The sequence below is a fragment of the Hydrobacter penzbergensis genome (assembly GCF_900106985.1).
Taxonomy (GTDB): domain Bacteria; phylum Bacteroidota; class Bacteroidia; order Chitinophagales; family Chitinophagaceae; genus Sediminibacterium; species Sediminibacterium magnilacihabitans.
Genome location: NZ_FNNO01000001.1, coordinates 393,578 through 418,908, shown reverse-complemented (window position 1 = coordinate 418,908; position 25,331 = coordinate 393,578). Strand labels below are relative to the sequence as shown.

Below are 25,331 nucleotides of genomic sequence, written 5' to 3'. Positions count from 1 at the left end.
AAATTATGGCTCTGCCTTCTCCCGCCCAAATTCTTATATTTGAATGAAGTGTAACCTCATTGCATATATATAAGTATATGAGGAACGAAATTCAAATTTACTGTAATGGTGTAACTCCATTTCATATAGGTAAACGAAGGATGAAACAATAATGACTTATACAGAAATCATATCTCAGATTGACCAAAAGGATCGCAAGGGTTGGGAAACTCTTTACCTGTTATACGGTAAAAAGTTCTATGGCTTTGCCGTAGATAACTGGAAGTTTAATGAGGACGAAGCTTGGGAAATTGTTTATCAAACCTTGCAAACAATAATTCTGAAAATTGGAGAATACGAAATTCAATCACAAAGGCATTTCGACAACCTCATTTTCAAAATATTCATCAATTTTTTGAGGCAGCAATACAGAAAGAATAAAACTATATCGCAAGATTTTAAAGTGCTATCATTCAGTGAAATGGAAATGAACAGCGAAGATGATGACTTGAATGTTGATGAATTGAAGAACCCATTCAGCAAGGAATTTTTTCTGGACTATACAGACAGCGAAGAAACAGAAAATCCTAAGTTGAAAGAGTTACAATTAGCTCTTTCAAAATTAGAACCTGTTGAAAAAGATTTGCTGTTGCTGAAAGCGAACGGCTTTTCTTATGAACAAATAGCAGACATGCTGAAGATTGAAAACAATCAGCTTAAAGTAAAGCATCATCGGGCTAAAAAGAAACTGATAAAACTTTTACAAACTACTCAAATCACAAACGATGGAAAATAACAAAATAAATATTGACCCTGTTGATGAAGCTTTAAAGCTCGCTTACTTGAATAGCGGTTCAAGTAATAGTGAATTTTTAGATGCTTCCACGCAGCTAAAAAATATCACTTCTGCAGAATACAAAAGCCAACTTTCCGAAGCAGCATCAATTAAAATGATTGATAAGCTTTATGAAAAATTGGCTGTAGATTCTTTGGGAACGTTAATTATAAATGCCGCATCAAAAGCTAACTTGAAGAAAGAAGAATTAGCAGAAAAATCAAGCTTGCCTCTTGCAACTATCGAACAACTTCAAGCTGATAAAGTGCTGGCAAACAGTATTCCGGTTCTTTCTTTCAGAAACCTGCTGAAAAGTTTGCAGATACCTTTTGAAAAAGCGGAAAAAGCAATTCACAAAACATTTCAAATTTTGAAAAACGAGTTTGCTTTTTCTCCGGCTGCTTTGGGAGCAATGCAACTTTCTTATCGCAGAAGAAACGCAAGCGCAGCAACTTCATTTAATACAAAAGCAAGCAAGTCTGAAAGCCAATACTTGTTTCAAAATGAAGAAGCATTAAAAAAGTATTTGAAAAGGCTGAATGAGTTGTACTAAATCAACGAGCAATGAGCAATAAATTAGAATGGTCTTTTTCTGCATTGAGTACGCTAAGAAAATGTAACAGGATGTATTATTTCCAATACTTAGCGCCGTCTCACCATTTCACTAATTCGCTCCGCAGAAGGGCGCACGAGCTAAAGAAATCAAAGAGTTTACTCATGTGGCGTGGGTCGGTGATTGATAAGATTATGGAGTTGGAGATTATGCCCAGGATAAAAGATAAGCTGCCCATTGATTATAATGAAATGGCAAACCGGGCAATAGAACTGGCGAAAAGGCAATTCAAGTTTTCTGAAGACAGGTTATATAAAGTAAAGGAAAATTCAGAATCAAAAGTGGGTGCAGACTACTGCATTTTGGATGTGCATGATACAAACGTTCCTTACAAGGAAGAAGATTTGTCAAAGGTGTATTCATCTATCAAAGAAATCATACAAAATATTCCTTTGATAAAAATGCCGAACGGCTCTTTGCTTGTTGATTTTTTGGCAAAAGCCACCTTCCTCATACCGAATTTAAGAGCGTGGGGCTTCGAGTTTGAGAACGTCAAAATAAGCCCGCAGCTTGACCTGTTCATGTTTGTAGATAACAAGGCTGTTGTTTTGGATTGGAAAGTTTCAGAAAGCGATGTAAGCGATTATTCAAGGCAGTTGGTGATAGGTGGCATTACAGTGCTTGACACCTATCGCAGAAAAGCAAACGAAGGAAAGGGAAAAAGATTGGGTTATGATGATATTCGATTGATAGAAGTAAACCTATTAAAACAAAATGCAAAAGAACATCCATTCAATAAGCAGGTAGTAGATGAATGTGTTGATTACATCTATTTAAACAGCGACGACGTGGAGATGTTGACGGATGGAAAACCATTTGACCAATTAAACATTGAGGATTTTCCGATTACCGATAAAGAAGGAACCTGTATGTTCTGCAAGTTCCGTTCGCTTTGTACAAAAATTTTACTGAATAATAATCAATATCATGAAGAAACATACGACAACATTGTTTCGGCTAAACAACCTGCACAGCTTGAAATTTCCTTTTAAGCTGATGCAGTTGGAATTGCAGGAAATTGAAAACGACCCGGCGTTAAATAACAGGAACATGCAAAAGGTGCTGATGAAAATTGCATCTGTAACATCTGGTCCTGTTGCTGTTTACTTCAAAGACGGCAAGAAATTTATTGCTGTAAAAGCCGACACAGAAGTTGAAAACGTTGAAATAAGCCTGGCGCCAATGATTGCAAAAGCAACCCTTTTGCCCGGCAATTATGACCTCAACTTTAATAGCTTAACGAGCAACAATAGAGAGTTAGCCATTCGCTTTTTGGAGTTTGCGGTTAAAGAACATTTGGGCAATCATCCAAAATTGTGGCGGTATAGTGCTTACCAATACTTTTTAAGGAAACCAATTTTTAACGAACCTCATTCGCAAATAGATGTGTTTAGTGGGTTTAATTTCAAAATTGTCCCTCAACCAGATGGACATTTTTACATAGCTCTTGATTTATCGTACAAATACACCGACAAGAAGTTTTTGCACGAGCATTTGGCAGGTGAAGATATTGAAGTGATGAAAAAACGGTTGAAAGGGCGTAAGTGCCTGTACTTCGGTGGCGATAGCTGGTATCAGGTTCAGATAGCAAGTCTTGGTAAGGCTATTAAAGAACAAGACTTTGCTTTAAACGGAAAAAAATACACTGTTTTGGATTGGGCAATGAAGCATACCAAATCTGAAACGTTTAACATGCAAAAGCATTTGTTTCCCGATACACCAGCTTTGATTTTTAATTATCCGGGAAACACGTCAAAGTATTTTAACGGGGCAGCATGTTTGGCAAAAATGCTGTACACAACGGCGGATGATTTTGTGAACGGTATGCACAATAAAACAATTCAAAATCCCAATAACAGGTTTTATTATCTAAGGACGTTCATCAAGCACAATTTTCAAGGCATTGTATTTAATGGTGTTGAACTAAAGGTTAACCAATACCCGCTTAGCGAAACGCTGAAAATATTTCCATTGCCAGGGCTTAAGTTCAATAATGGGATTGAGATGAAATCTCTTGTGCTTGATGAACGATATGAAAGAGCTATTGAAGATTTTGGAAAGCTGCGGCGGGCAAATATTATGCGGAATGGAATACTGAATAAAACGCAATTCAACCCGCAGTATCTTTTAGTGCCTGATTCGATTGACTTCCAGTTGGCGAAAGCTATTCAGTCAACGTTTAGCAAAGACATGAAGTTGTATGCCCGCAATTTTGAGGAGTTCACTTTAATTGTTTACAAAGACCTTAAATCGTCAAGTGCCTATCGTCAGTACAACGAGATAAAAGATGCATTGAGCAGGCACAATGCTACGCATGGGAACGCTTTATTTTTATTACCGGATGCAGAAGTTGAATCGGCTTATTACATACGCAACCTGCACGATTGTGTGAAAAAGAATTTTTACAAAAGCATCAAATTTCAGTGCGCTTCAGCAAGAAAGGTAGCTTCATTTTACAGCGGCTATTCCGACAGGGAAAACGGCTACATTTTCAAGCTTAATCAGGATGGCTTAAGAAGTTACCGCTCCTATATCAGCAACCTGTTTTTTGAATACCTGATTGTAAATCAAAAATGGGCTTATGCACTGTCTCAACCGCTGAACCATGACATCTATATCGGCTTGGATGTGCATGATCACTATGCAGGCTTTTTGTTCTTTTATCGAAACGGCGAAAAGATTGTTTTTGATTACACGGAGGTCTCAAACAGAACGGGAACTTTCAGAAACGAAAAAATAAGCGCCAAAGTAATTATTGATAAGTTGCTGGAGAACCTGAAGCGGCATATTCCGCAACACGCCAAAAATCCAAACAGCATTATCCTTCTTAGAGATGGAAGGAGCTTTGGCGAAGAAGGCAAAGCGATGAAAACCGTTTTGGGAGAGTTAGCGAAAGACGGTTTGATTGATGCCAATAAAATAAATTGGGGCATAGTGGATATTCATAAAAATACCGCTATTCCATATCGTGTAGCATTGGAGAAAGGCGGCTATAACAATCTCTCTAACCCTATCTCCGGCACATATAAATTATTCGATGCGACAACGGGTTTTCTTTTTACAACGGGTTATCCCTTCAAAATACCCGGCACTGTACAACCCATTCACATTACATTGGTAGAAGGTAATGCGGACTTTGAAAGTGTAATGCAGGATATTTTTCATCAGTGCATACTGGCTTTCTCCGCACCAGACAAAGGCGGCTCCCTGCCTGTTGTATTAAAGCTGATAGATACGATGATCCGTTCGTTTGCTCACTCGCTTACGGAAAAATCATTAGAGGAGCAGGAAGAACAAATTTTTGACTGACCATTAAAATTTTCGTTATGAGCGAAATGACATTAATAACAAAGCGGTATAGCGACATTGTTGACTTTACATCAAGGGTAAACAAATCCGTTATTGTTTTCAAAAAGAAATCTTTGCTGGCTGATAAAACCAACAAAGAAAAATATCCCAAACTTGACGTAAGTGATGATGAAATAAACACGGCTAAAAAGGATTTACTGCAATCATTATCTGATCTCGAAAGTCTTGCAAAAGATACAGAGTATAACAGCAAGCTCATTGGCTTGTCTGAAAGTTCTGCCTTGCAAAACATGGTGCTTCGCAACGATACTGACCGGAAAGAAATAGAAGTAATTGTTCAATTACTCAAAGAAAATAAACCGCTGACGAAAGCAAACTTTTTAATGCTGGATAAAATCATTGCCATTTTAGACAGTGAACGGAATTTATTATTCAGAAAAATGAGAACTGCCAGAGGATGATAGCGTTTATTAAGGGATTATACCATGATTTGAATTGCAGGGTGCAGCGGATGCTAAATATTTTGAACAGCCGGCAGTACCACGAGGACATCCAAAAGGCTTTCGTTCCCAAAACCATTGAATATTTGGAAGAACTTAAAAGCTTGCTTCAGGCAAAAATTTCCGGTGTTGACCTTGATATTGATATACTGGCAAACAACAACCTTTACGAGTTCAACGAGCTAAACGAGTTGTTTCAAACCATTGAATTGTACCGCTTCGAGGTTATTGCCAACTACGATGTACCGGAAATTTACTTTAATAAAAAAATTGCCAGAATTTATAATGAGATAAGGCATTTATCAATTCCGCCTATCATTACTACGATAAGCAATTCGGAAAATTATTATTGGGCACATCCTGTTTTTGAAATCATTGCCTTGCCTTATGGAGAAGAAAACAATCTGCTTAATCTGCCGGATTTGTACCACGAAATTGGTCATCTGATTTGCAAGCAATATCCTGACATTGTAAAGGCGAAATTCAGCCCTGCATTGCAACAATACTTCAATGCGGAAATAGACAGAAGTTATGATGAAAAAACGCATGAGCATTATGTACCATTCCTGCAAAACAAACACAAACGTTGGGAAGAATACTGGATAGAAGAATTTACCTGCGACATGATTGCAACCTACCTGTGCGGACCTGCTTTTGCATGGGCGAACATGAAAATGTCAGCGTTGAGCAACGGCTCTAATGCTATCTTTGTTGATTCGCCAAGCCATCCATCAGACGAAGCAAGAATGCGGGCGGTTTTTCTTATGCTGAATAAGATAGGTTTTAACTATGAATGTGATGAAATCAAAAGTAGTTGGGAGCAATTTTTAAACCATACAAACAATCCTAAGCATCCTGATTACAAATATATTTTTCCTGAAGCCCTTTTGGAAGCCTTAACCGATATAGTTTACGACTACTGCAAGGGCATAGACTTGGCAACCTACAATGAGCAAATCGAAGCGCATCAAAACCCTGTTTCTAAAATTGTAAACGATGCCTGGCAAACGCTTTTCGATAACCCAAATGAGTTTGAAAAGTTGCAAGCTGAAATGATAGCACAAATACGTGCATCACTTTAAAAGCAGGCTTACATTGCTTTTTTAATAACCAAATGACTTAGCCCTGGGTCGCTTAAAACCCGCTCCATTTCGGACTGAATAATATCCTGTACATCCTGCTTTATCTGTAAATAATTTCGCTGAACCATTGCATTATCCAGCTTACGAATAACAGGGATTTCTTTATAGTTATTTTGCTCCTGCGTCAACGCTTCATGGTCATTTACTATGGAACAATGGAAGGCTTTCAGTTCAATTTTACAGTCCGGATCATCCGCTACCATCCCCACAAATTCGCCGGATGAAAGGGCTGAAATTTTGGATGGCGGAATGGCTGCTTCCAACTGTTTTGAGCGGCTTATAGAGGTATCAGAGCGGTTGATGGAAAGGCTCTCCCGGTCCTGCATAATCTTCCCAAAACGCTCAGAAAGCTGTTTGGCAGTATCACCTGTAACCTGCCCGCTTACAATGTTTCCCGTAATATTCATAATCACGTCTGCCTGTTCTTTCCCATAGTCTTTTCGCAGTTGGCTAAAGTCTTGCACGCCCAAACAAGTCGCTACTTTATTGCTCCGGGCGGTGGCAATCAGGCTATCCATGTTGTTCAGGTAAATAGTGGGAAATTCATCGAAAATAAGGCTGCTTTTTTGTTTTCCTTTTTTGTTCACCAGCTTTATTAATCGGTTTACATAAAGGGACAATACCGCTCCGTAAATCTGTATTTTTTGTGGGTTGTTACCCATGCAGACAAGCTTCGGCTGGTCGGGATTATTGATGTCCAACGTAAAATCATTGCCGGACAGCACATAGTACAGTTGAGGGGATGAAAGTCTGGCCATTGCAATCTTAGCAGAGGCAATTTGACCTTCCAACTGCTCCATTACATCGTTCAAGTAGGCGTTGACGAACGGGTTAATTAGTACCTCAATTTCCTTCTCGGTTCTGAGTGCTGTAAACAGGCTGTCATAGTCCACCTGCATCAGTTCAATGACATGAGGCAAGGTGCAAAATTCCCCATCTCTGTACTTCCGTAAATACCAGATAATCGCCGTTAAAAAATTGATCGGCGACTCTACAAAAAAATCACCCTGCCGCTTGATCCATTCCCTATTCAGTCCCATTAAAATGGTGCGGGCTGATTCCGCTGCGTCTGTAATATCGGTCATGGTTTCATGGTCCAGGGGGTTGCACCGGTGACTGCGGGTGAGGTCGTCAAAATTGATGACATAAAACTGCGGTTGAACCGGGTATTTCATTTTATGTTTTAGCCAAGTGTTATACGCAATTTTAGATAAGTCGTCAAACTTAAAATCGTACACAAACATGGTAAATCCCTTCCTGATGTGCTGCGTAATGACATGCCGGATAACAAAATAGGACTTGCCTGCTCCTGGTGAGCCAAGTACCAACAAAGCCCTAAAAGGATTGATGATGTTGATCCAGCTTCGCCGTATTCTACCCTTCAGGTTATATCGTGCCGGCAGGTTAATAGAATACTCATTCTCCAGCAGCCTTTCTTCCTGTGGAAACGTCTCATTTTCCTTGTTGAAAATGTCTTTGCTGTTTAACTTTTGCTGTATCACACGGGATAGCAAAGTGCCTCCCGATAAGACCAACATAAATCCGATGGCTGTAATCCCCATATAGAGCATTGCTGCCGTGGTCAGGGCAATTTTAGCAAGCAAAGAAAGGTAACTTAAAAAGTATAGCACCAGTCCTGTAATGATGTACGCAAAGGCAGTTTTATAGCTTAATTTTTCATCCTTCCTACCTCTTGCACCTAATAGTGAGATAGCTAAAAAACCCAACGAAAAAAGTTTAGAAGTTTGAAAGTTGTTAAACAATCCGGTGCTCCGGATATTACCCATTAGTCTGTCGGTAAGAGTTGCTGTCAAATGCCATTCGCCAAAAGCAGTATAGCAGTAATAATAAAAATGCAACCCTAAAAGGGCTATGCTGATCAACCTGGTCATGTCCAGGATCTTCCTCAGCGCTTGTTCGTTTTCTCCTGTTTGCATAGCTGTATATTTTTGATTGATTAAAGACGTTTGTTCGTCCGTTTTCTGCGTTTTCTTCCTCCCTTTTTGGTTAACTGGTGAGGAACATAACCGGATGTATGTTCCAGTTGTAATAAGGTTTCCAGAAGTTCATTGTCACCTTTATTTTGTTGAACTGCGGGCGGTATTGCTTGCTCCTCTGGCAAGTGTGTTTTTGATGGTGGTTGTTTAACAAAGTCCGGCTTTTGCGTGGTTTGTTCTCCCGTCTCGCTACATCTTTCCAAGATGCCTTTTGCACTGTAAGGTTTGCCTATGACACTCCCGTTAAAGACGCATTTTGTGCGGTGGTCAACATAGGTAATCCCGTAAATAACACCGTCTGCATTCTGCCGTATAACAGTGTTGATACCTTCTTTTTCGAGGGCTTTTATCAAAGTTTGCAGCGATTGATTTGGCTGTTTTAGCAAGGCTAAATCAATGGCATTTTTAACCCGTGATTTGTGCGGCTGCCGGGCAACTTCGTTAAGGGGAAACCTTTCTTCCAGATATTTCAAGGTAGGTTTGTTATGGAAAGAACTGGCTTTAATAGGAACGCCAACAGGATTGCTCTGTTCGTCTAAAATGCGGTAGAGCAATCCCTGATGTTGGTATGTCCTTGAGCTTTCGCTACCTCTATCTGCCATCACGTTATATTGCTTCAAAACTGCATTGAGTTCAGGCAGGGATGTGTACTTGTAAGTATTCAGTACAGCATCCAGCACATTAGCTATTGCCCGTCTGGAATCGGACCTTCCATACTGAACCTTTTGGGTATAAGCAGATTTAAGTTCATACTGCTTCTTCTTCATATCCTCAGCCCTTGCCAAGCCATAGGTGATCTCAATTTCTTTCCGTGCTTTTTCAGACTGGTTCCGACCAATATTTTGGGTATCTATACGGGTTCCATCGGCTCTCACTTTGACTGAAACAATATGAATATGTGGATGCCCAGCATCGAGGTGCTGGTACACCAAATACGGCTGTTCGCCAAAGCCAATTTTCTGCATGTAGGTGTCGGAAATCTCTTTTAATTGCCCATCCGAAAGCCGCTCATTAGGGTCAAAATTTAATGAAACATGAACGCTATTTCTTGTAACATTTTCATTTAGTGCAGCTTGTTTAAGCAGCCGATTTAGCTTTTGATTGAAGGATAATTTTTCAGAATCCATAGGGTAATTAGCGGCAGAAATGAACTGCGCTATACCTTCTTTCACCTTGTTTTCATTGTAGTTTAAAATGCGGTGAATAGAGTGTCCTGTCTTGATTACTGCAACCATTTTTCAGCAATTTTTTGAATGTAATTTTTGATTTCTTCCACCTTGTTTAAGAGTGTTTGTTTCTCTAATTCATAAGTAATAATCCAACTTCTGAACTCTGTAATTTGGTGCAGTGTGTGAAGCTTTTTTACAGCCTGATTGAAGTTATTTCCAATGCCATTCAACTCATTTCTAAGCCTCATAGCTTCTGCCATAAAGTCATCCAGCGACTGGTTGCGGTAGGTGCTGGTTACAGGTTTACCCAGCAAGATTTTGCGGGCATAATCGCTTAGTTTTCGGCAAGTTGTTTTCTTGAACTGCTTATGCAATTTGTCGTATTCTTCTTGCCTTAGACGTAGGTGTAGCCATTTGGTTCGGTTGTTATTTTGTTCGCTCATCACGGTTTCATTTTCACGTTTCAAACTCTGTTTTACATTATAGTGTCCCCGCCTACGACTTCGGAGTAAAGGGCGGCAAGATTCGGTTGTGATACAACCGGACATCTTGCCGATTGCGGGAAAGAGGCAATCTCACAGCTTTTGGAAAGTTCTTTAGGCGTTTCATAGTCCATTACAATGTATTTTAGCCACCTCTAATAGTGTTTACTTCAAGCATCACGTATTTAGAACTAAATAGGCAACTCCTTTAGATTTTATGCCCTAAGGTTTTCTTTTGAGTTTTCCCGAAATTCACCAGCCAATCGTTTAGGTCGTTATGATGCTGATACAAGCCACTTTCATCTTTGTATTTATTGCTTAACGACAGCGCATAATGACTGCAATTTTGTCCCGTTGCATCACGGTCTAAATACAGCCGGATGCACTCATGTTGTTCCATAAAAGGACGTGCTTTTTCAAAAAAGGAAACCGAATTTAAAATCACGAAATCGCTTGGTATTTGAGGCTGATTTTTATGAATTGCAAGAAAAGAAAGGAAGTCTGTAAAGCCTTCGAAAACGGCAGCTTCTTTGGCGCCGTTGTTAAACGTTGTCATGTCTTTTGGAGCACTACTGGCTTTGAAATAAGGGTTCCGAATTTCATAGCCACCGGAGTTATTCTTGAAGCCAATGCCAAAATATTCTTTGCCGTTTAACTCGTATTTTACTTCTTTACAATAGCGTTCTACAAGGTCAATAGGAAGTCTTCTTTGTTGCAGATAGCGCAATAACGAAAATGACGAAAGCACCTTCTCCTGAAGGATACTTATTTTGCTTTCACCACCGCCGTCAGCTTGTTTTTCTAAGTGCCTAACCAACGGCTGTTGAAAAGAAAGATTGCCGCTTAACTGGTGCAGGAATTCGCCTACAGTGCAGTTGTTATATAAGATGGCAAAGTCAATGATATTACCACCTTTGCCCAATCCGTGATCGTACCAGCGGTTCACCTTTCGATTTATCTTAAAAGAGGCTGTTCTTTCTTCCCGTAGGGGAGACAAATACCAGTAATCATTGCCTCTAACCTTTTTGGGTTCATACCCCAAATTAGACAGATAATTTACCATATCCGTCTCTCTGGCTTCTTCGATAGAGAGCCTTTGTTTGCTGAAATTCATAACTACACATTTTCAATTTCACTATTTCAGTTACTATGGTAGCGAAGTTAAAAAGGTGGTATGGCTCAAGCCTATCCTCGCCATATTTTGATACGGATACATTAGGTAGCAAAAGATAAATTTGTGCAGTAAAGATTGATAATTTAAAAATGTGTAGTTATGCTTACAACAACCGATGTAGCCAAGGTTTATGATACGATCTTGAGTATCCCTGGCATGAATGAAACAGTGAAGATTGATATGCGGATTTCACGCAAAAATGTACTGCTGCTAAATAGCGTTATTAAGCGTGGCCTGGCAACGAAGGACGATGATAAATCGTCAAATCTGTTGGCGAATATACCGGCAGAAAGCCTTCAGGAATTGAATACTCTGGCAGATGATTGTTTGACAAAAGCAGGGCTTACAGAACTAAGCGAAAAGCTTAATTCGTTAAGCACAACAAAATAAAAGGAGGCTACGAATTTTGATTAACCACCCAGCCGTCTTCAGTTCTCATATCCGGGATATTATTGTCCGTTAACCACTGGCGAAAAGCATTTACATCTGTAGCGGTATAATGAACGATTTGGCCATTTTTCAGCATAATGGTAAAGTAATCTAAGGCTGCCAGAAATTTGAAGATTTGGTTCGCCGGATAATCAAATCCCGGGTAATAGCTGGAGGCGGACATGTCATTATTTTGAGCGGTGAATAATATACCATTTGATCTGTGCTGCCTGCATATAAAAAAAGCGCAGGCAACAGCTTACCGCACTGAGGTCTTAGGAAACCCGGTAACGAATAAGTGCGCCCACGCCGTAGCATGGGCGTTTTTCACTTATGTCCCGTTACCTTTGAAAGTTCCTAAGTTTCAGTGCAGGACTTAAAGCAAAAACGCTTCAAGAATATTTTGCGCAAATATACAATTCCATATAATGGACGTAAAGTATATTTCGTTTGATATTTCGATCAAACTGTGCGTTACGATGACCTTGACCTCTCTTTGGCTTTGACACAGCACGGTTCTTCATTATTTTTTAGTGCTGTGCCTACTCCATAAGCGTCAAAAAACGATTGCAATAACAGCGTATCTACCCTGTGGCCGGGTTTCAACTTAAGCCACCTTCTCTTGGTTAAAAGTGGCGTTCATTTTAATAACTATCGGAAGGAATTAGAGAGGTAAAACGAGTAAACCACCGTTTACAGAAAGCCGCTGGACACCAATGGACAATCCCTATTTTTTTTCCAACCTCCATCCATCGTCATATAAGGTGAAGTTGGCTTTGCGGGTATTAATCTTGTTGAAGTTGATGTCGGTTAAAGGTGCAAAACCGCTGACGTTTTTATACGCTGTGGTGTATTCTGCAACGGCCTGCTTACCATCTTCCGTAGTGGTGATGCCTGTTACTTCCACTAAGTCTTCATCCGCCAGCTTCACTTTTTGTACATGGATGGCTTTATCCTTTTCTGGTGTCGGGAGCAAGTAGGGCTGCGCCTTACTTGTAAACTCTACTAATGGCTTACCAACATCACCCATCTTTTGGGTACGTTGTACAGTTACCAACCCTTCTTTTTCAAGCCCTTTGTCAATTGCCATTTTTGCAAACTCCGGGTCGCTGGAATAAGCATCATAGTCAATCACACGAGGATATTTCATACCTTCTTTTATGAGGGTCGCAGCCTCCTCACGGCTCAATTCTTTCTTCGATGTACAGCCAGTTGTTAGGAAAGTGGCTAAGAGTACGATGGTTAGTATTTTCATAGTAAAAAGTATTGATACTTACGATAAAATTACCAATTTACTTCTTTGCATAGAGCAAATCAAAGCAACCCCTTTATCCACATTCCTGCGATTATCATCGAAAACAACAACCCCGCATAAGCGGGGTCGAATTTTTAAAATGGCTTACATAAAAAGCATCGCTACAGCGTTTGTAAACTTCTTGTTGGCCGGCTTCGACCTTGCATAGTTAACTATACTCTCTATCGTATAAATAGCCGTGTACCCGTCAAAAAGCTGGTCGGCAAACAAGCGGCTGCTTTTCTCCAGTTTAGCTCCGTATTTATCAATAATCCGGTTAGCGTTACCGGATAACGTAAACCAAAAATCGGCTGTTAACAGACCGTTTTCCCAATGGGCTTTTATGCTGTCTTTATTCCTGTCTATCAGGCTGCACGTTTCTTTTTGTATGTTGAAGCAATGCAGGCATTTCATCAGGGAATAGCTCGTGCAGCAACTTGCCCTTTTCGACATTGATTAACTGCTCTAATGGTTTCATATTCTAAACTTGAATGTGATACAATAGCTTATTAAAGGATAAAACGGGGCTAAGCCCCCATTTAGGTCAGCTCAGGACCAAAGCACTTTCACCATGCCTGGCAAACGCTTCGCAATAATCTGAATGCAGCTTGTGTTCGTTGTTGTCCGATGCCACCAAACAACAAAGATTTCAGCTTAGCTCCATCGTCCTTATAGATCCGCACATTTTGGAAGTAGCCCGTAACAGCGTTACTCTTTGTTGGCTCATTAAGTTGATTTAGGCAGTTAACGAAAGCGGTAAACCAAGCCTGGCATCACCACGCTTTGTGAATACTGCAGGTTAAAAGACAAATCGCCCTTCTTAGCCTTTGCGTTCTTTACTGCTGCATAGCGATGATAATTGTTTACCACCTGCCTTCCGGTGAGGTACCCTAATGCAGCCCCTACCACAACATCAGTTAGCCAATGCTTGTTTTCGGTAATCCGGCTAAGCCCAATGAGCGATGCAGAAGTGTAGCAAAGAATAGGCACCAGGGGTTTGTCTTTGTATTCCATAGCGTAAACGGTGGCTGCTGCAAAGGCTACGGTGGTATGTCCTGAAGGAAATGAACTGTTTGTTTTAGCGCCGGTGTAATCAATGCTTTTGGCAAACGGCCCCTTGAACATTGGTTTGGCAATTTCGTTTGGCCCATAGAAAGAGGGACGTGTTCGGCCGGTAATGGTTTTCAACAGGCCTTCCACTGCCGCACCGGTGATGTAAGCCTGCGTTGCCAGCAAGGTGGTGGTTTTCATTTTTTGGTTTTTGAAAATAAAGCCATAAGCACCAAGGGTTGCCAAGGTGTAGAACTCGTACGGCCCGCCAAAATTGGTGACGTATTTACTAATCGTTCGCAAAGGGTGGGTTGGCATTCCGTATTCGCAAGGCTTCCTTTTGAACCGGTTGGTCAGCAAAGCTCAAAGCGGTTATCACGCCTGCGCCAATTCCCAAATATTTCCAATCCCTGCCCTTCATGTGAAAAGGCTTGGTAAAGGCTTGTTTGAAATTGCTTCCCAGTAAACGGTTCACATTGACCAGTCCTTCTGAGTATTTTAGCTGACTGTTAATGTTGCGGATTAACGAATCTGTTTCTGCAAGCTGTCACTTGAGTTGTGCCGTTTGCTGCTGGTATTGGGCAAGCTGAAATTGCCTGTATTTTTCTCTTGTTCGCTGCTCAATATCCAGCCGCTGGTACAAAAGCTTTTTTTGATGCCCGTCGTAAATGGGCACTACGAAATTGACGCCGAAGCTTACACCAAAATGTTTGTAAGCCGGACCCGTCAGGGAAGAATTAAACCCGCCATCTGTATAAATGCCAACTCTGGGCTTGTAGCTGAAATCAATCAGGGCTTTGTTGTTGGCCAGCCGCAAGCTATCGTTCCGGTACTGTCGAGAAGGATACAGTCATAGTCGTATAGATCCACTTTTTCCAAGGCGGCCTTGTAAGTGGAGGCTACTTCGCACACATACTTTGCTCCCTGAAAGTATTTTACAACACTATCAAGCAGTTCTTTTTCATCTTCAATAATCAGGAGTTTCACAAAAATTTTTTTCCAATGTCAGAATTGAATTTGAATGAATTCTGAATTTTTTCTCTTCTTGCATCAAGGGATGGTTGAGTGTTATTATGCACCAAACAATTTAGCAACTGTAAATGCCGCACCCGCTGCAATAGCGCCTATGATCATTACTTTGAATGCCCCACTCCAAACTGGCTGACCCGTCACCTTGCTTTTAAAATAGCCAAATATGAAAAGGCAGACCAAGGTAATGAGTGCAGAAATTTTGAGCCCCTCAAGTGGTGTGCTGGTGAAGAAGTAAGGCAGTAACGGTATTGTACCACCAACGATGTATGAGATGCCGATGGTAGCTGCACTCTTCCCCGCACGTCGGGCATCCGGTTCGTCAAGCCCCAATTCATACTTCATCATAAACTCCACCCACTTGTCTTTGTCTTTCGCCAATTCATCTGCAATCACATTTTGCGCATATTCGCTCAAGCCGTATCCGGCGAAGATTTCCCGTACTTCTGCCTTTTCCTTTTCGGGTATTCTCGCTACTTCATCATACTCTTTTCGCAATTCAGAGGAATAATGGTCCTGTTCTGTTTTCCCGGCCAAGTAACCACCCAAACCCATTGCAATAGAGCCAGCGATAATTTCGGCAATGCCTGCTGTAGTAACGAGATGGTTATCAGAGACAGCGCTGCTGAGGCCTGCCGCCAACGCAAACGGTACTGTTAAACCATCGCTCATGCCAATGACCACATCGGTGATGAAGTCAGAGCTTTTTAGATGCGCTTCTTTATGCAGATGAATATCCATAAGTGATTTATTTGAATTTTAAGTTGAGTGAAACAATGTTCGCCGATAACCCGTTGTTGCGGCGATAATGGCCGGCTCTGATTTCTAACATGGCTAACTTGTGTATTCCTAAAATGCCGTTTGCCGGCGTCAGTCGCAGACCTGCCCCAAAGAACTGGCTGTTGAAGTTGGATAAGTCGTAGTTACTGGTGTAGAAAAGCTCCTGCAAGCCGTGCACTTTGTAAGGGGCAAAATAGTTTGCAGCAGTTTGCGTATAAAAGCGGTAAAATGGGCTGACAGAGATAAATGGATTTATTTTGTACGCCGTCTCCAGGTCGGCGGTGTGTGCCATTATTCCCCAGTCATCTTTGTAAAAGCGGTAAAAGCTGCGAAACACCAGGTTGTCACCAATAAAATAATTTGCCCGTAAACCTATCGGAATTTTAAACCTTGTAGTGGGCAGGTTCTCGGTGCGCAGGCTGTTGTCGGTAAAATACACCCGGTGAAAAGGCAGCCCGAGATAACCTTTTTGGTAAGCCGCTTCAACCAATAATGACATCTGTAACCGCTTGTTCACAACTTGCGAAAGTCCAAATGCAGCGTTATAAGTATTGCGTGGGCTGCTTCCATAATTATCACCACGGCCTGCGGCAGTGCGTAGTTCAATGGGTGAGATTAAGGTTACGTTGTCCAGGTAGGTCTGTAGCCTGACGGAAACTTCCCGGTTGTTGTCTTTTGATTTTTTTGCAGCGCTTATCCCAAAGCCAAAGGATTGATAATCGTACTCGGTGGAGGATGAAATATTCGCACCAACTGTCGTTCCCTTGTTTAGGTTCTCAACCGACCAGGATAGCGAAGGATAAATCCGCATGTCAGATGAAGATGCCGAAGAGATTGTCCGAGGGTCAATCTTATCGGAAGAGGCGGATGAATAAGTGTCAAGGCCCAAGTCAAATTCAAAACTGTGCTTTCGCAACTTTTTATCGTAGCGGGAAAGTTTTATGTCAAAGGAGTTGGCAAAATCAGTTAGGTGCTCTGTTCCAATACCTCCGGTAACGGCGGAGTTGTTGCCGTTCTGCTGGTAGTAACTTGTTACAAGATTTACTTCATCAAGGTGAAGTTTACGGTCACGGTACGCCGAAGTATCGGCGGTTCCTTTTTGAGCAAACGCTGCCAGAATATTTAGATATAGGCCAATGGTGAAGAGGCAAATCTTTTTCATACAAAGTGCTTTTTAATTACAGCCGCAGCCGCCTCCGGTTTTGCCACCGTTTCCGCCGGAAGCACCTTCACGATAGTTTTGAAAACTGGTTTCTGTCTTTTGCACACGTCTTGCCGACAGTTCCATTTCGCTGTCGTTCAACCGGTTTTTCTGGTATTCCTTCACCGGTTGGCAAGAAGCGGCGATGAGAATTACGGCTGTGAAAAGTGCCGGATAATGTGTTCTTTTATTCATGATTTGTCTTTAACGTGATGTAAAAAGTGTTTATTCAACTTTGTTTTATCTGGAAGCATCACCAGTGAATTATGTTATGTGATAGAAATGTTGTTAGTAGTATGCATTACATTGTTATCGTCAATGATAATGCAGCCCACGTGTTGCAATTGGTTCATAAGGCTAAGGCCAACCTTTGTACCCATGACCATCACTGGTGTCGTCAGGGCATCGCTAATCTCCGCATTAGGGCTGATGACCGTGACACTTTTAATGCCTGTAATCGGCAGCCCCGTTTTTGGATTGATGGTATGTGAATATTTGATGCCGTCAATCCAGACGTGTTTTTCATAATTGCCTGATGTGGCAACCGCTATATCACTTAACGTGAGGTAAGAAAAAGGCTGATTGGCAGTTTCTGGATTAGCGATGCCGATGGTCCAGGGATTGCCGTCGGGTTGCATGCCCCATACCGTAAGGTCACCTGCAGCATTGACAATGCCACTCTTGATGCCGGCTTCTTTCAACACCTGCTTTGCGGCTTCTGCAGCATAGCCTTTTCCTATTCCGCCAAAACCAATCCGCATACCTTTTTCTTTGAGCATAACGGTGCTGTTCCTTACATTCAACAGCACGTTGCGGTAATTAATCAGGTGTACCATTTTTTTTGCAGTGGCAGCATCAGGCAAGCTTTTCATCTGCGGGTCAAAATTCCAGAAGCGTTTATCCATAGACCCATAAGTGATGTCGAAGGCGCCCTGTGTAAGTGTGGAAATACGAAGTGAGCGCTGTATTAATTGGAACACTTCTTTCTCCACTTTTACTGGAGCAATGCCTGCCTGCCGGTTGATGGCATTGGTAACGCTGTCTTCGGAAAATGTGGTCAGCAATTTTTCAATGCGGCTGATTTCTAAAATAGCCTTGTCAATACAGCTATTGGCCCACGCCTCGTTATCGGCAACTACCGAAATTTCAAAGCGGTTGCCCATCAGTCGTAAAACTCTTTTGACAAGTTGCTCCGCCTGTTTGTCAATGCACTGCATTACCTGCGTTTTTTATTTGCTGCACAAATCCCGCAACATTTTCTTTTGGCAATCCTTCCCATGTTTTTAAAACCTTGCCGTTTGCATCCAGCAGAAGCGTGAATGGGAAGTAGCCGTTGGGGTTGTATTGTTCCGCCATCTTCTCATTTGCTTTTTCCTGCTCTTTGGAAAGAGAGTGCTTTTGCTGCCGGGGAAAATCTGCGTTTACCAGCACCAAGGCCGTATCAGCATAGTTTACAAATGCAGTGTCTTCAAATACTTGTTTTTTAAGCTTCATGCAGGGAATGCACCAATCGGAACCGGAAAAGTTGAGCAAGATGGATTTATGCGATTTTGCCGCTTCCTTTTTAGCTTCGGCAAGGTTGGTTAACCATTGGGTGTGCGAAAAAGAAACCAGGACAATTGAAAGGAATAATGCTTTCATGTTTTTTTAATTAACGTGCTTTCAAGTTGTTGCGGTATAAGCTTTTTGCTTTTTATCATTTCGGCAATAAATGAACAACCCGTACAACCGAACGGGCTGTTCGCATTGGGCGGTTTAATCAACTTTCTTTTCCGCTGCTTCACCGTTTTCTACAATGTTACCCTCCCGAAACAGGATGTTCTTCATGACGTCTCGCCAGGTTTCGTTTTTGCGGAGCAGGAACTCCAGATCCATAGCAAAATGCTTGAACTCTTCTTTCTGTGCATTGGCCATGATGGCTTTTGCTTCTTTGTCTTTTTCCAGCGACATGCGCTGCTCGTACCACCCGATTGCCTCCGCTTCTTCAGTCAAAGAGGTCAACATGCGGGCAAACGTTCTTACTTCTTGTGAGAGCTCTGTTGCGGGCTCGTGATACTGCTCAAATCCCATGATTTTAAAATTTAGCGGTTATTAAAAATTTCGTTTGCACCGGTTTGGTCATCCTTGACGAAACCGGTGGTAGCTGCCGCTGCCGGCCTAATTTCTTTGTGCATGATTTCGCCGCCTAACAGGCCGGCTCTTGCCATTAGCCCTGCCGCAATAAGAGAAAGTATAAGCACAACTACGGGCATCACACGCATGGTTTGGAAGCGTTTGACGAACAAAGCAGCCAATGATGCCAGGCCAACGAGCACCATGCACCATTGGGCAATGTTTGAAGCCTCCACATGCCTCTCAATGGTGTCACGGTCGGCCAGCTTTGCCTGCAGGAGCATGTGCTCTGCACCTTCGCCGGTTTGGGAAGCAATAAATGAAAAGACTGCAATAAGAACGAACAGCCAATAAGCAGCTTTAATAACAGCCTCGCTTTTGCGAAGAATGCCATAAGCCAAAACAAGCAATGCTATTATTCCTCCGGTAATGGGGATATGATTAACCATTAGGTGCCAGTGAGCGGGATTGAGGTTCATAAAATTGATTTTGAGTTGTTTAAAAAGTAGGTTTGTTGTTATTCGTCGGCCTTGTTTTTTAAAGCCATGAGTAATGTGTATGCATTTGCACTTACGATGGGCTTACCGGCTAATGCTTTGCTGTTTGCGTCATCCAACGCTACATATCCGTTCTCACTGGCGCCTGTCTGCACGGGTATCATTTCGTAAACGTTTTTCTCTTTCTGCACAAAGACGTAATGGTTATTCTCAAAGCTCACTACTGCCGTTTCGGGTAGAACAAACGCTTCAGCATTTTTAGTTTCTATCTCCGCATTCATAAACGTGCCGGGCAGCAACTTGTGTTCTTCGTATTCAAAATGGCAATGCACCTGTACGCTGCCATCCGGCGCTACGTCCTGGCTGATGAGTAAAATTGTAGCCGGTATTTTTCTAACCGTATCGCTGGTGGTATAGGTTATCACCTTTTGACCTACCCTCAGCTTCGCCACATCTTTTTGAAACACGGTCAGTACCAGGTGAATATCAGCCGGATTTACAAGCTCAAACAATACATCCGTAGGGCTTACATACTTACCGATATTGACGTTCACCTTTGATACATATCCGCTGATGGGTGAGTAGATGTTGACACGTTTGGAAATGTTTCCTTCGCTCAGCCGAGCAGGGTTGAGGCCAATAAGACGCAACTTCTCCTCTAAACTTCTAAGCAGGATGCGCTGGCTTTGGTAATCACTCCGCACCTGCTGCACCATTTTGGTGCTGGTTGCCTGACCTGCATCCAGCGTTTGCTGGCGTTTGTAGTCTGCTTCCAAAAACTGAAGACGCACTTTTGCCGACAGGTAATCCTGTTGCAACTGAATAAACTGGATGTCTTCTAACACACCCAACACGCCGCCTTTTCTTACATAGGTACCGGGCAGCAGGTTGGTGGATTTCAAATATCCGCCCAACGGAAAGCTGACGGAAACCATGTTTTGCGGCGGCACATCCACCTTACCCGTGACTTTTAACTGGTTTGCTATTTCCTTTTTTTCAAGCTGGCCGATGACAATTTGTGCATTCCGTGCCTGCGAATCGGTAAGCTGCACGGTATAGTTGCGGTCCACTTGTTTTTCTTCTTTTACCGCTGTTTCTGTAGCAGTATCTTGCTTTTTAGAAGAACAGGAAAGGATTGTGGCCGCTATTATAAATATGATTAGACGTTTCATCTGAATGCATTTATTGGTTGCCCGTTAAGGTTTGAAGTTGGATTTGAATTCTGTTGAGATTTTGAACGGCATCTATGTACCCGGACTGTATGCTGACGGCTTGGTTGGTGAGCATCACCCATTCCAGGTAATTGATTTCTCCATTCTGAAACTGCAGGTTGGCTGCATTCAACACCGTGGAAGCATTTTTCAGCATCGTTGTTTCATAGGCCTGTACGTTTGCCTGCTGCACACGGTATTGCTCTATCAAGGTGCGGTAGGCCGATAACGTCCTTTGCCCGGCAAGCTCGTATTCTGTTTGCGATTGCAGTATGGCTGTTTGAGCAGCCCGTATCCTGCTTTTTTGTGCGCCGCTAAAAAGCGAGATAGCAATACCCGCCTGTACGCTGTGGAACCGGTTGCCTGCGTCGTAATATTTGTTTACACCGTTAACCAACTGGTTGCCGATGATGCTTTGGTTACTGTAGCCCAATGTAAGGTCGGGCAGCAACTTTGCTTTTTGCAGTTGCCAGTTTTGCTCAGCAATCAGTACGTCATTTTGTTTTAATTGAATGGCCGGATGAAGGGATAGTAGCGCCGTGTCGGCTATGAATGCAGGCTGAGTGCGCAAGCCCGTATCCGCCGGGACAAAATAGTGTCTGCTGTTGAGCAACGTATTGAAGCTGATAAGTGCTGTATTAATATCTGCTTCCATTGTTTGCAACTGAAGGCTGATTTGCTTTCGCTGGTTTTCCGCAGCTGCTCTTTCAACGATGCTTGTTTCGCCGGCTTTATAGCGCAATGCTGCTTTGCTCAAAAACCGGGCATAGATGCTGTCCGCAAACTGCAAAAGTTTTTGTTTCTGTTTTAGAGCAACAATGTCCGAATAGTCTTGCCGCACTTGTTCTTTCAGTTGCAGTTTTGTCCATTGCAATTCCGTCTGGCTCCTGCGGGTTTGCGCCTGGTACAAAGCTTTCTGCCGGGTGTACACCGTTGGAAAGTTGATGGTTTGCTGTACACCCAGTCTTGTATCGGCCTGATAGGAATTAAACTGGCCCACTTCGGCATTAAAAGCCGTTTTTGAAACATCCCGTGCACTTCCCTGCAACTGCTGGTAATAGGCCACGTTCAGTTGTGAAGAACGGACGGCCAGATTGTTCTGAACCGCCGTGTCAAGGGCTTGCTGCAACGTTACAGGTGTTTGCGCTTTTAGCGAAGCCATCCCGCTTACAACGAACAGCAAGCCCATAGCGGCAGCTTTCACAGGCAATGATTTTATTTTTTTCTTTCCATCAAATATGACATACAACATAGGTAAAATGAATAAGGTTAAGAATGTAGCAGTGACCAATCCGCCAATCACAACCGTTGCCAATGGCCGCTGAACTTCAGCACCGGCGCCGCTGCTCAATGCCATCGGAATAAAACCCAAAGAAGCAACCATCGCTGTCATCAATACAGGGCGTAATCGCACTTTGGTTCCCTGCAGTACAATGCGTTTCACGTCTTTCCAGCCTTCTTTGCGAAGGCGGTTAAATTCGGAGATGAGTACAATGCCATTTAGTACCGCCACTCCAAACAAGGCAATGAACCCCACCCCGGCAGAGATGCTGAAGGGCATGCCTCTGATGGCTAGGGCCAAAACTCCCCCAATGGCAGAGAGTGGAATAGCCGAGTAAATGAGCAGTCCCTGTTTGACACTGCGGAAGGCGAAGTACAGAAGTAGGAAGATGAGCAACAGTGATACGGGTACGGCGATACTCAACCGCTTTTGTGCTTCCTGCAGATTTTCAAATGCACCGCCATACGTTACAAAATAGCCTGCGGGTAATTTCATTTGCTGTTCTACTTTTCCCTGTAACTCATTTACCACGCTTTTTACATCCCGGCCCCGGACATTAAAGCCAACGATGATGCGGCGTTTGGCATCTTCCCGTTGTATTTGGTTGGGCCCTTCTGTTATGCGGACATCGGCCACTTGGCTTAATGGGATTTGCGTGCCCGACGGCGTTGCTATCAGCAGGTTTTGCACGTCTGCAATGTTCTGCCGCTGGCCGCTTTCCAGACGTACGACGAGGTCAAATCGTTTTTCGCCTTCGTAAACCTGTCCGGTGCTTTGCCCTGCAAAGCCAGTGTTGATGACACGGTTAATGTCTTCAATCGTAAGGCCGTATTGTGCTATCGCCCGCCGGTTGTAGCGGATGATAATCTGCGGCATACCGGTAACGGTTTCAATATATAAATCGGCGGCACCATCAACTGTGCTTACCACTGCTCCCAGTTTATTGGCATAACTGGCAAGCGAGTCCAGGTCTTCCCCAAAAATTTTGCACACCACATCCTGCCTGGCACCGCTAATCAACTCATTAAACCGCATTTGAACGGGATACTGAAAGCCAAACGTTACACCTGGTATTTCCTGCAAGGCAGCCTGCATCTTCTCCGACAATTCGTCAAAGGTTTTGGCGCTGGTCCAGGTGCTTTTGTCTTTTAAATTAATCATCAGGTCACTGGCTTCAATCGGCATGGGGTCAGTAGGAATTTCACTGCTGCCATTCTTTCCCACCACTTTTTCCACTTCCGGAAATCTTGCCTTCAGAATTTGTGAGGCTTTAAGAAGTGTATTGACAGAGGTGGTGATATTGCTTCCGGTTAGCACCCTTGTTTCTACGGCAAAGTCGCCTTCTTCCAACTTGGGAATAAACTCACCGCCCATCCGGCTTAGAATGAAGACACTAATGATAAACAGCGCTACTGCTGATGCGATAAATACTTTCGATAACCGCAGTGATTTTGCCAGCGCATGCTGATAAATCCTTTCCAGCCGGTTCATCACCCGGTCGCTAAGATTGGGTTTATGTGAGATTTTTTTGCTGATTGCCAAGGAAGTCATCATAGGCACGTAGGTCAGCGATAAAATAAAAGCGCCGAGGAGGGCAAACGTAACCGTCTGCGCCATTGGCTTAAACATTTTTCCCTCAATGCCTTGTAGCGAAAAGATGGGGAGGTAAACAATCAGGATAATGATTTGCCCAAAGATGGAAGCATTCATCATGCGGGATGCGCTGTGTTCTACTTCATCATCCATTTTCTCTTGCGTGAGCCGGTTTACCCCACTGAAATGTTTTGAGTGTTTTAGCTGGTGCATGACGGCTTCTACAATGATAACAGCGCCGTCCACTATCAACCCGAAATCAATGGCACCAAGGCTCATCAGATTGCCACTCACGCCAAAAGCGTTCATCATAATAATGGCAAACAACATGGCCAGCGGAATGACCGATGCTACGACCAGCCCTGCTCTTAAATTTCCCAGGAAAAGAACCAACACGAAGATGACAATCAAAGCACCTTCCGTCAGGTTCCGCTCCACCGTTGAAATGGCATTGTTCACCATTTTTGTCCGGTCAAGGAACGGCTCAATTACGACACCTTCGGGTAATGATTTTTGAACTTGAGCAATTTTTTCTTTCACTCTTCTAATGACCGCAGAAGAATTTTCACCTTTCAACATCATTACAACCGCTCCGGCCACTTCGCCTTTATCGTTAAATGTCATGGCGCCATAGCGGGTCGCATTGCCCAGGTGAACTGCACCCACATCACGAATCAAAACCGGAATGTTGCTTGCGGTGCTGCTAACTACAATGTTGTTGAGATCTTCTTCGTTGGCAACCAGCCCCTCGCTGCGGATAAACAAAACCGTAGGCCCTTTTTCAATGTAAGCGCCTCCGGTATTTTGGTTGTTTTTTGCCAGGGCGGTGAATACATCGTCAACGGTAAGGTTGTACGATTTGAGCTTGTAGGGATTGAGGGCAATCTCGTACTGCTTCAGCTTTCCGCCAAAGCTGGCGACTTCCGCCACTCCTTGGGTACCGAGCAATTGCCGGCGCACAATCCAATCCTGAATGGTGCGCAGTTGCATCACATCGTATTTGCCTTCAAAGCCCGCCTTTGGCCTGACGACATATTGATAGATTTCTCCAAGACCGGTGGTAACAGGTGCCAGCTCAGGTTTGCCAAATTGAGTCGGTATCTGGCTTTGCACCTGCTGTAGCCGTTCGGCTACCTGCTGACGGGCCCAATACACATCAACCGCATCATTGAAAACAATAGTGACGACAGACAAACCGAATCGGGAAAAGCTCCTGATTTCTTTTAGGCCAGGTATGTTGCTATTAACCTGTTCAATGGGAAACGTGATCAGGCGTTCTATGTCGGGAGCGCCAAGAGAAGGGGAAACTGTAATCACCTGTACCTGATTGTCTGTAATATCCGGTACGGCATCTATTGGTAATTGTGTGGCCTGGTAAGCTCCCCAAACGACAAGTCCGAGAGTTAGCAGGCCAATGATTAATTTGTTCCGGATGGAAAAATGAATGATTTGCTTAAGCATGGTAAAATCAATGCTAATGACGAGTAGAGGCACAACAATAACAGTTGCGCTATTCTGCCACTTGATAATGAGATACTAAACGAAGAGACGCTGTTTGAACAGACTTACATACTTTCAAATGAACGTTTAGATGCCACAGAACCATACGGGCCAGTAAACGCACATGACGGAATGAAGGATGGGTCACCTATA

26 protein-coding genes are annotated in these 25,331 nt (G+C 42.9%); 7 read left to right on the top strand and 19 right to left on the bottom strand.

What is annotated here, in order from left to right; genetic code table 11:
• Nucleotides 1-151 precede the first annotated feature (151 nt).
• The 6 genes from BLU98_RS02005 to BLU98_RS01980 all read left to right on the top strand — a co-directional run bounded on the left by BLU98_RS02005 (nucleotide 152) and on the right by BLU98_RS01980 (nucleotide 6,318).
• Complete coding sequence (locus tag BLU98_RS02005; protein ID WP_092721550.1) at nucleotides 152-775, top strand: RNA polymerase sigma factor; 624 nt, start codon at nucleotides 152-154, stop codon at nucleotides 773-775.
• Nucleotides 765-1,367 carry a hypothetical protein gene (locus BLU98_RS02000; RefSeq protein ID WP_092721549.1) on the top strand — a complete coding sequence of 201 codons (603 nt, stop codon included), beginning with the start codon at nucleotides 765-767 and terminating at the stop codon, nucleotides 1,365-1,367. The genes BLU98_RS02005 and BLU98_RS02000 overlap by 11 nt, the downstream gene beginning before the upstream one ends.
• A gap of 11 nt (nucleotides 1,368-1,378) precedes the next feature.
• Entirely contained in the window at nucleotides 1,379-2,419 is a 1,041-nt protein-coding gene (locus BLU98_RS01995) for a PD-(D/E)XK nuclease family protein (protein WP_092721548.1), read from the top strand.
• A complete protein-coding gene (locus BLU98_RS01990; RefSeq protein WP_139173808.1) occupies nucleotides 2,355-4,736 on the top strand; it encodes an argonaute/piwi family protein in 2,382 nt (793 codons plus the stop codon). Before BLU98_RS01995 ends, BLU98_RS01990 begins: the two co-directional genes overlap by 65 nt.
• Before the next feature lie 17 nt (nucleotides 4,737-4,753).
• Nucleotides 4,754-5,197 (top strand): hypothetical protein, encoded by a 444-nt coding sequence (locus BLU98_RS01985; protein ID WP_092721546.1) that lies wholly within the window; start codon nucleotides 4,754-4,756, stop codon nucleotides 5,195-5,197.
• Nucleotides 5,198-5,322: 125 nt separating this feature from the next.
• Nucleotides 5,323-6,318, top strand: a complete 996-nt coding sequence (locus BLU98_RS01980) for a hypothetical protein (protein ID WP_139173807.1) — start codon at nucleotides 5,323-5,325, stop codon at nucleotides 6,316-6,318.
• 8 nt (nucleotides 6,319-6,326) lie between these two features.
• Here BLU98_RS01980 and mobC read toward each other — a convergent pair whose 3' ends face one another.
• The 4 genes from mobC to BLU98_RS01960 form a co-directional block, all read right to left on the bottom strand.
• On the bottom strand, nucleotides 6,327-8,315 hold the full coding sequence (gene mobC / locus BLU98_RS01975; RefSeq protein ID WP_092721544.1) for a conjugal transfer protein MobC: 1,989 nt from the start codon (nucleotides 8,313-8,315) through the stop codon (nucleotides 6,327-6,329).
• A 20-nt stretch (nucleotides 8,316-8,335) separates the two neighbouring features.
• The gene (locus BLU98_RS01970) at nucleotides 8,336-9,610 is read right to left on the bottom strand and encodes a relaxase/mobilization nuclease domain-containing protein (RefSeq protein WP_092721543.1); all 1,275 of its coding nucleotides are present in this window, start codon (nucleotides 9,608-9,610) and stop codon (nucleotides 8,336-8,338) included.
• A complete protein-coding gene (locus tag BLU98_RS01965) occupies nucleotides 9,598-10,011 on the bottom strand; it encodes a plasmid mobilization protein (protein WP_257574645.1) in 414 nt (137 codons plus the stop codon). Before BLU98_RS01965 ends, BLU98_RS01970 begins: the two co-directional genes overlap by 13 nt.
• Nucleotides 10,012-10,234: 223 nt before the next feature.
• Nucleotides 10,235-11,140, bottom strand: coding sequence for a DUF8464 domain-containing protein (locus BLU98_RS01960; protein WP_092721542.1), 906 nt, complete (start codon nucleotides 11,138-11,140; stop codon nucleotides 10,235-10,237).
• 159 nt (nucleotides 11,141-11,299) lie between these two features.
• Here BLU98_RS01960 and BLU98_RS01955 point away from each other — a divergent pair, with 159 nt between their 5' ends.
• Nucleotides 11,300-11,590, top strand: coding sequence for a hypothetical protein (locus tag BLU98_RS01955; RefSeq protein ID WP_092721541.1), 291 nt, complete (start codon nucleotides 11,300-11,302; stop codon nucleotides 11,588-11,590).
• A 7-nt stretch (nucleotides 11,591-11,597) separates the two neighbouring features.
• Here the strand turns inward: BLU98_RS01955 and BLU98_RS01950 are convergent, their stop codons facing one another.
• The 15 genes from BLU98_RS01950 to BLU98_RS01875 all read right to left on the bottom strand — a co-directional run bounded on the left by BLU98_RS01950 (nucleotide 11,598) and on the right by BLU98_RS01875 (nucleotide 25,139).
• Complete coding sequence (locus tag BLU98_RS01950) at nucleotides 11,598-11,813, bottom strand: hypothetical protein (RefSeq protein ID WP_092721540.1); 216 nt, start codon at nucleotides 11,811-11,813, stop codon at nucleotides 11,598-11,600.
• Nucleotides 11,814-12,356: 543 nt separating this feature from the next.
• Entirely contained in the window at nucleotides 12,357-12,884 is a 528-nt protein-coding gene (locus BLU98_RS01945; RefSeq protein ID WP_092721539.1) for a hypothetical protein, read from the bottom strand.
• Nucleotides 12,885-13,028: 144 nt separating this feature from the next.
• A complete protein-coding gene (locus BLU98_RS01940; RefSeq protein WP_139173806.1) occupies nucleotides 13,029-13,376 on the bottom strand; it encodes a hypothetical protein in 348 nt (115 codons plus the stop codon).
• 291 nt (nucleotides 13,377-13,667) lie between these two features.
• Nucleotides 13,668-14,174: a phosphatase PAP2 family protein gene (locus BLU98_RS01935; RefSeq protein WP_371937607.1), complete on the bottom strand. Its 507-nt coding sequence runs from the start codon at nucleotides 14,172-14,174 to the stop codon at nucleotides 13,668-13,670.
• Between the two features lie 346 nt (nucleotides 14,175-14,520).
• On the bottom strand, nucleotides 14,521-14,790 hold the full coding sequence (locus BLU98_RS01925; protein WP_092721535.1) for a hypothetical protein: 270 nt from the start codon (nucleotides 14,788-14,790) through the stop codon (nucleotides 14,521-14,523).
• Nucleotides 14,763-14,960 carry a response regulator gene (locus BLU98_RS01920; protein ID WP_092721534.1) on the bottom strand — a complete coding sequence of 66 codons (198 nt, stop codon included), beginning with the start codon at nucleotides 14,958-14,960 and terminating at the stop codon, nucleotides 14,763-14,765. Before BLU98_RS01920 ends, BLU98_RS01925 begins: the two co-directional genes overlap by 28 nt.
• Before the next feature lie 84 nt (nucleotides 14,961-15,044).
• Complete coding sequence (locus tag BLU98_RS01915; protein WP_092721533.1) at nucleotides 15,045-15,743, bottom strand: VIT1/CCC1 transporter family protein; 699 nt, start codon at nucleotides 15,741-15,743, stop codon at nucleotides 15,045-15,047.
• 7 nt (nucleotides 15,744-15,750) lie between these two features.
• A complete protein-coding gene (locus BLU98_RS01910; RefSeq protein ID WP_092721532.1) occupies nucleotides 15,751-16,944 on the bottom strand; it encodes a DUF3570 domain-containing protein in 1,194 nt (397 codons plus the stop codon).
• A gap of 12 nt (nucleotides 16,945-16,956) precedes the next feature.
• A complete protein-coding gene (locus tag BLU98_RS01905) occupies nucleotides 16,957-17,178 on the bottom strand; it encodes a DUF4266 domain-containing protein (RefSeq protein WP_092721531.1) in 222 nt (73 codons plus the stop codon).
• Between the two features lie 74 nt (nucleotides 17,179-17,252).
• On the bottom strand, nucleotides 17,253-18,200 hold the full coding sequence (locus BLU98_RS01900; protein WP_092721530.1) for an FAD:protein FMN transferase: 948 nt from the start codon (nucleotides 18,198-18,200) through the stop codon (nucleotides 17,253-17,255).
• Nucleotides 18,187-18,624 (bottom strand): thioredoxin family protein, encoded by a 438-nt coding sequence (locus BLU98_RS01895; RefSeq protein ID WP_092721529.1) that lies wholly within the window; start codon nucleotides 18,622-18,624, stop codon nucleotides 18,187-18,189. The genes BLU98_RS01900 and BLU98_RS01895 overlap by 14 nt, the downstream gene beginning before the upstream one ends.
• Nucleotides 18,625-18,738: 114 nt before the next feature.
• On the bottom strand, nucleotides 18,739-19,053 hold the full coding sequence (locus BLU98_RS01890; protein WP_092721528.1) for a ferritin family protein: 315 nt from the start codon (nucleotides 19,051-19,053) through the stop codon (nucleotides 18,739-18,741).
• An 11-nt stretch (nucleotides 19,054-19,064) separates the two neighbouring features.
• Nucleotides 19,065-19,574 (bottom strand): DUF2231 domain-containing protein, encoded by a 510-nt coding sequence (locus BLU98_RS01885; RefSeq protein ID WP_092721527.1) that lies wholly within the window; start codon nucleotides 19,572-19,574, stop codon nucleotides 19,065-19,067.
• 38 nt (nucleotides 19,575-19,612) lie between these two features.
• Nucleotides 19,613-20,764: an efflux RND transporter periplasmic adaptor subunit gene (locus tag BLU98_RS01880; protein ID WP_092721526.1), complete on the bottom strand. Its 1,152-nt coding sequence runs from the start codon at nucleotides 20,762-20,764 to the stop codon at nucleotides 19,613-19,615.
• Nucleotides 20,765-20,774: 10 nt separating this feature from the next.
• Nucleotides 20,775-25,139, bottom strand: a complete 4,365-nt coding sequence (locus BLU98_RS01875) for a CusA/CzcA family heavy metal efflux RND transporter (protein ID WP_092721525.1) — start codon at nucleotides 25,137-25,139, stop codon at nucleotides 20,775-20,777.
• Nucleotides 25,140-25,331: the final 192 nt, after the last annotated feature.

Excerpts from the sequence above, each read along its gene's own strand:
- BLU98_RS02005 (WP_092721550.1), top strand. The coding sequence starts at position 152 with ATGACTTATACAGAAATCATATCTCAGATTGACCAAAAGGATCGCAAG.
- BLU98_RS02000 (WP_092721549.1), top strand. The coding sequence starts at position 765 with ATGGAAAATAACAAAATAAATATTGACCCTGTTGATGAAGCTTTAAAG.
- BLU98_RS01995 (WP_092721548.1), top strand. The coding sequence starts at position 1,379 with ATGAGCAATAAATTAGAATGGTCTTTTTCTGCATTGAGTACGCTAAGA.
- BLU98_RS01990 (WP_139173808.1), top strand. The coding sequence starts at position 2,355 with ATGAAGAAACATACGACAACATTGTTTCGGCTAAACAACCTGCACAGC.
- BLU98_RS01985 (WP_092721546.1), top strand. The coding sequence starts at position 4,754 with ATGAGCGAAATGACATTAATAACAAAGCGGTATAGCGACATTGTTGAC.
- mobC (WP_092721544.1), bottom strand. The coding sequence starts at position 8,315 with ATGCAAACAGGAGAAAACGAACAAGCGCTGAGGAAGATCCTGGACATG.
- BLU98_RS01970 (WP_092721543.1), bottom strand. The coding sequence starts at position 9,610 with ATGGTTGCAGTAATCAAGACAGGACACTCTATTCACCGCATTTTAAAC.
- BLU98_RS01960 (WP_092721542.1), bottom strand. The coding sequence starts at position 11,140 with ATGAATTTCAGCAAACAAAGGCTCTCTATCGAAGAAGCCAGAGAGACG.
- BLU98_RS01955 (WP_092721541.1), top strand. The coding sequence starts at position 11,300 with ATGCTTACAACAACCGATGTAGCCAAGGTTTATGATACGATCTTGAGT.
- BLU98_RS01950 (WP_092721540.1), bottom strand. The coding sequence starts at position 11,813 with ATGTCCGCCTCCAGCTATTACCCGGGATTTGATTATCCGGCGAACCAA.
- BLU98_RS01945 (WP_092721539.1), bottom strand. The coding sequence starts at position 12,884 with ATGAAAATACTAACCATCGTACTCTTAGCCACTTTCCTAACAACTGGC.
- BLU98_RS01940 (WP_139173806.1), bottom strand. The coding sequence starts at position 13,376 with ATGTCGAAAAGGGCAAGTTGCTGCACGAGCTATTCCCTGATGAAATGC.
- BLU98_RS01935 (WP_371937607.1), bottom strand. The coding sequence starts at position 14,174 with ATGAAAACCACCACCTTGCTGGCAACGCAGGCTTACATCACCGGTGCG.
- BLU98_RS01915 (WP_092721533.1), bottom strand. The coding sequence starts at position 15,743 with ATGGATATTCATCTGCATAAAGAAGCGCATCTAAAAAGCTCTGACTTC.
- BLU98_RS01910 (WP_092721532.1), bottom strand. The coding sequence starts at position 16,944 with ATGAAAAAGATTTGCCTCTTCACCATTGGCCTATATCTAAATATTCTG.
- BLU98_RS01905 (WP_092721531.1), bottom strand. The coding sequence starts at position 17,178 with ATGAATAAAAGAACACATTATCCGGCACTTTTCACAGCCGTAATTCTC.
- BLU98_RS01900 (WP_092721530.1), bottom strand. The coding sequence starts at position 18,200 with ATGCAGTGCATTGACAAACAGGCGGAGCAACTTGTCAAAAGAGTTTTA.
- BLU98_RS01895 (WP_092721529.1), bottom strand. The coding sequence starts at position 18,624 with ATGAAAGCATTATTCCTTTCAATTGTCCTGGTTTCTTTTTCGCACACC.
- BLU98_RS01890 (WP_092721528.1), bottom strand. The coding sequence starts at position 19,053 with ATGGGATTTGAGCAGTATCACGAGCCCGCAACAGAGCTCTCACAAGAA.
- BLU98_RS01885 (WP_092721527.1), bottom strand. The coding sequence starts at position 19,574 with ATGAACCTCAATCCCGCTCACTGGCACCTAATGGTTAATCATATCCCC.
- BLU98_RS01880 (WP_092721526.1), bottom strand. The coding sequence starts at position 20,764 with ATGAAACGTCTAATCATATTTATAATAGCGGCCACAATCCTTTCCTGT.
- BLU98_RS01875 (WP_092721525.1), bottom strand. The coding sequence starts at position 25,139 with ATGCTTAAGCAAATCATTCATTTTTCCATCCGGAACAAATTAATCATT.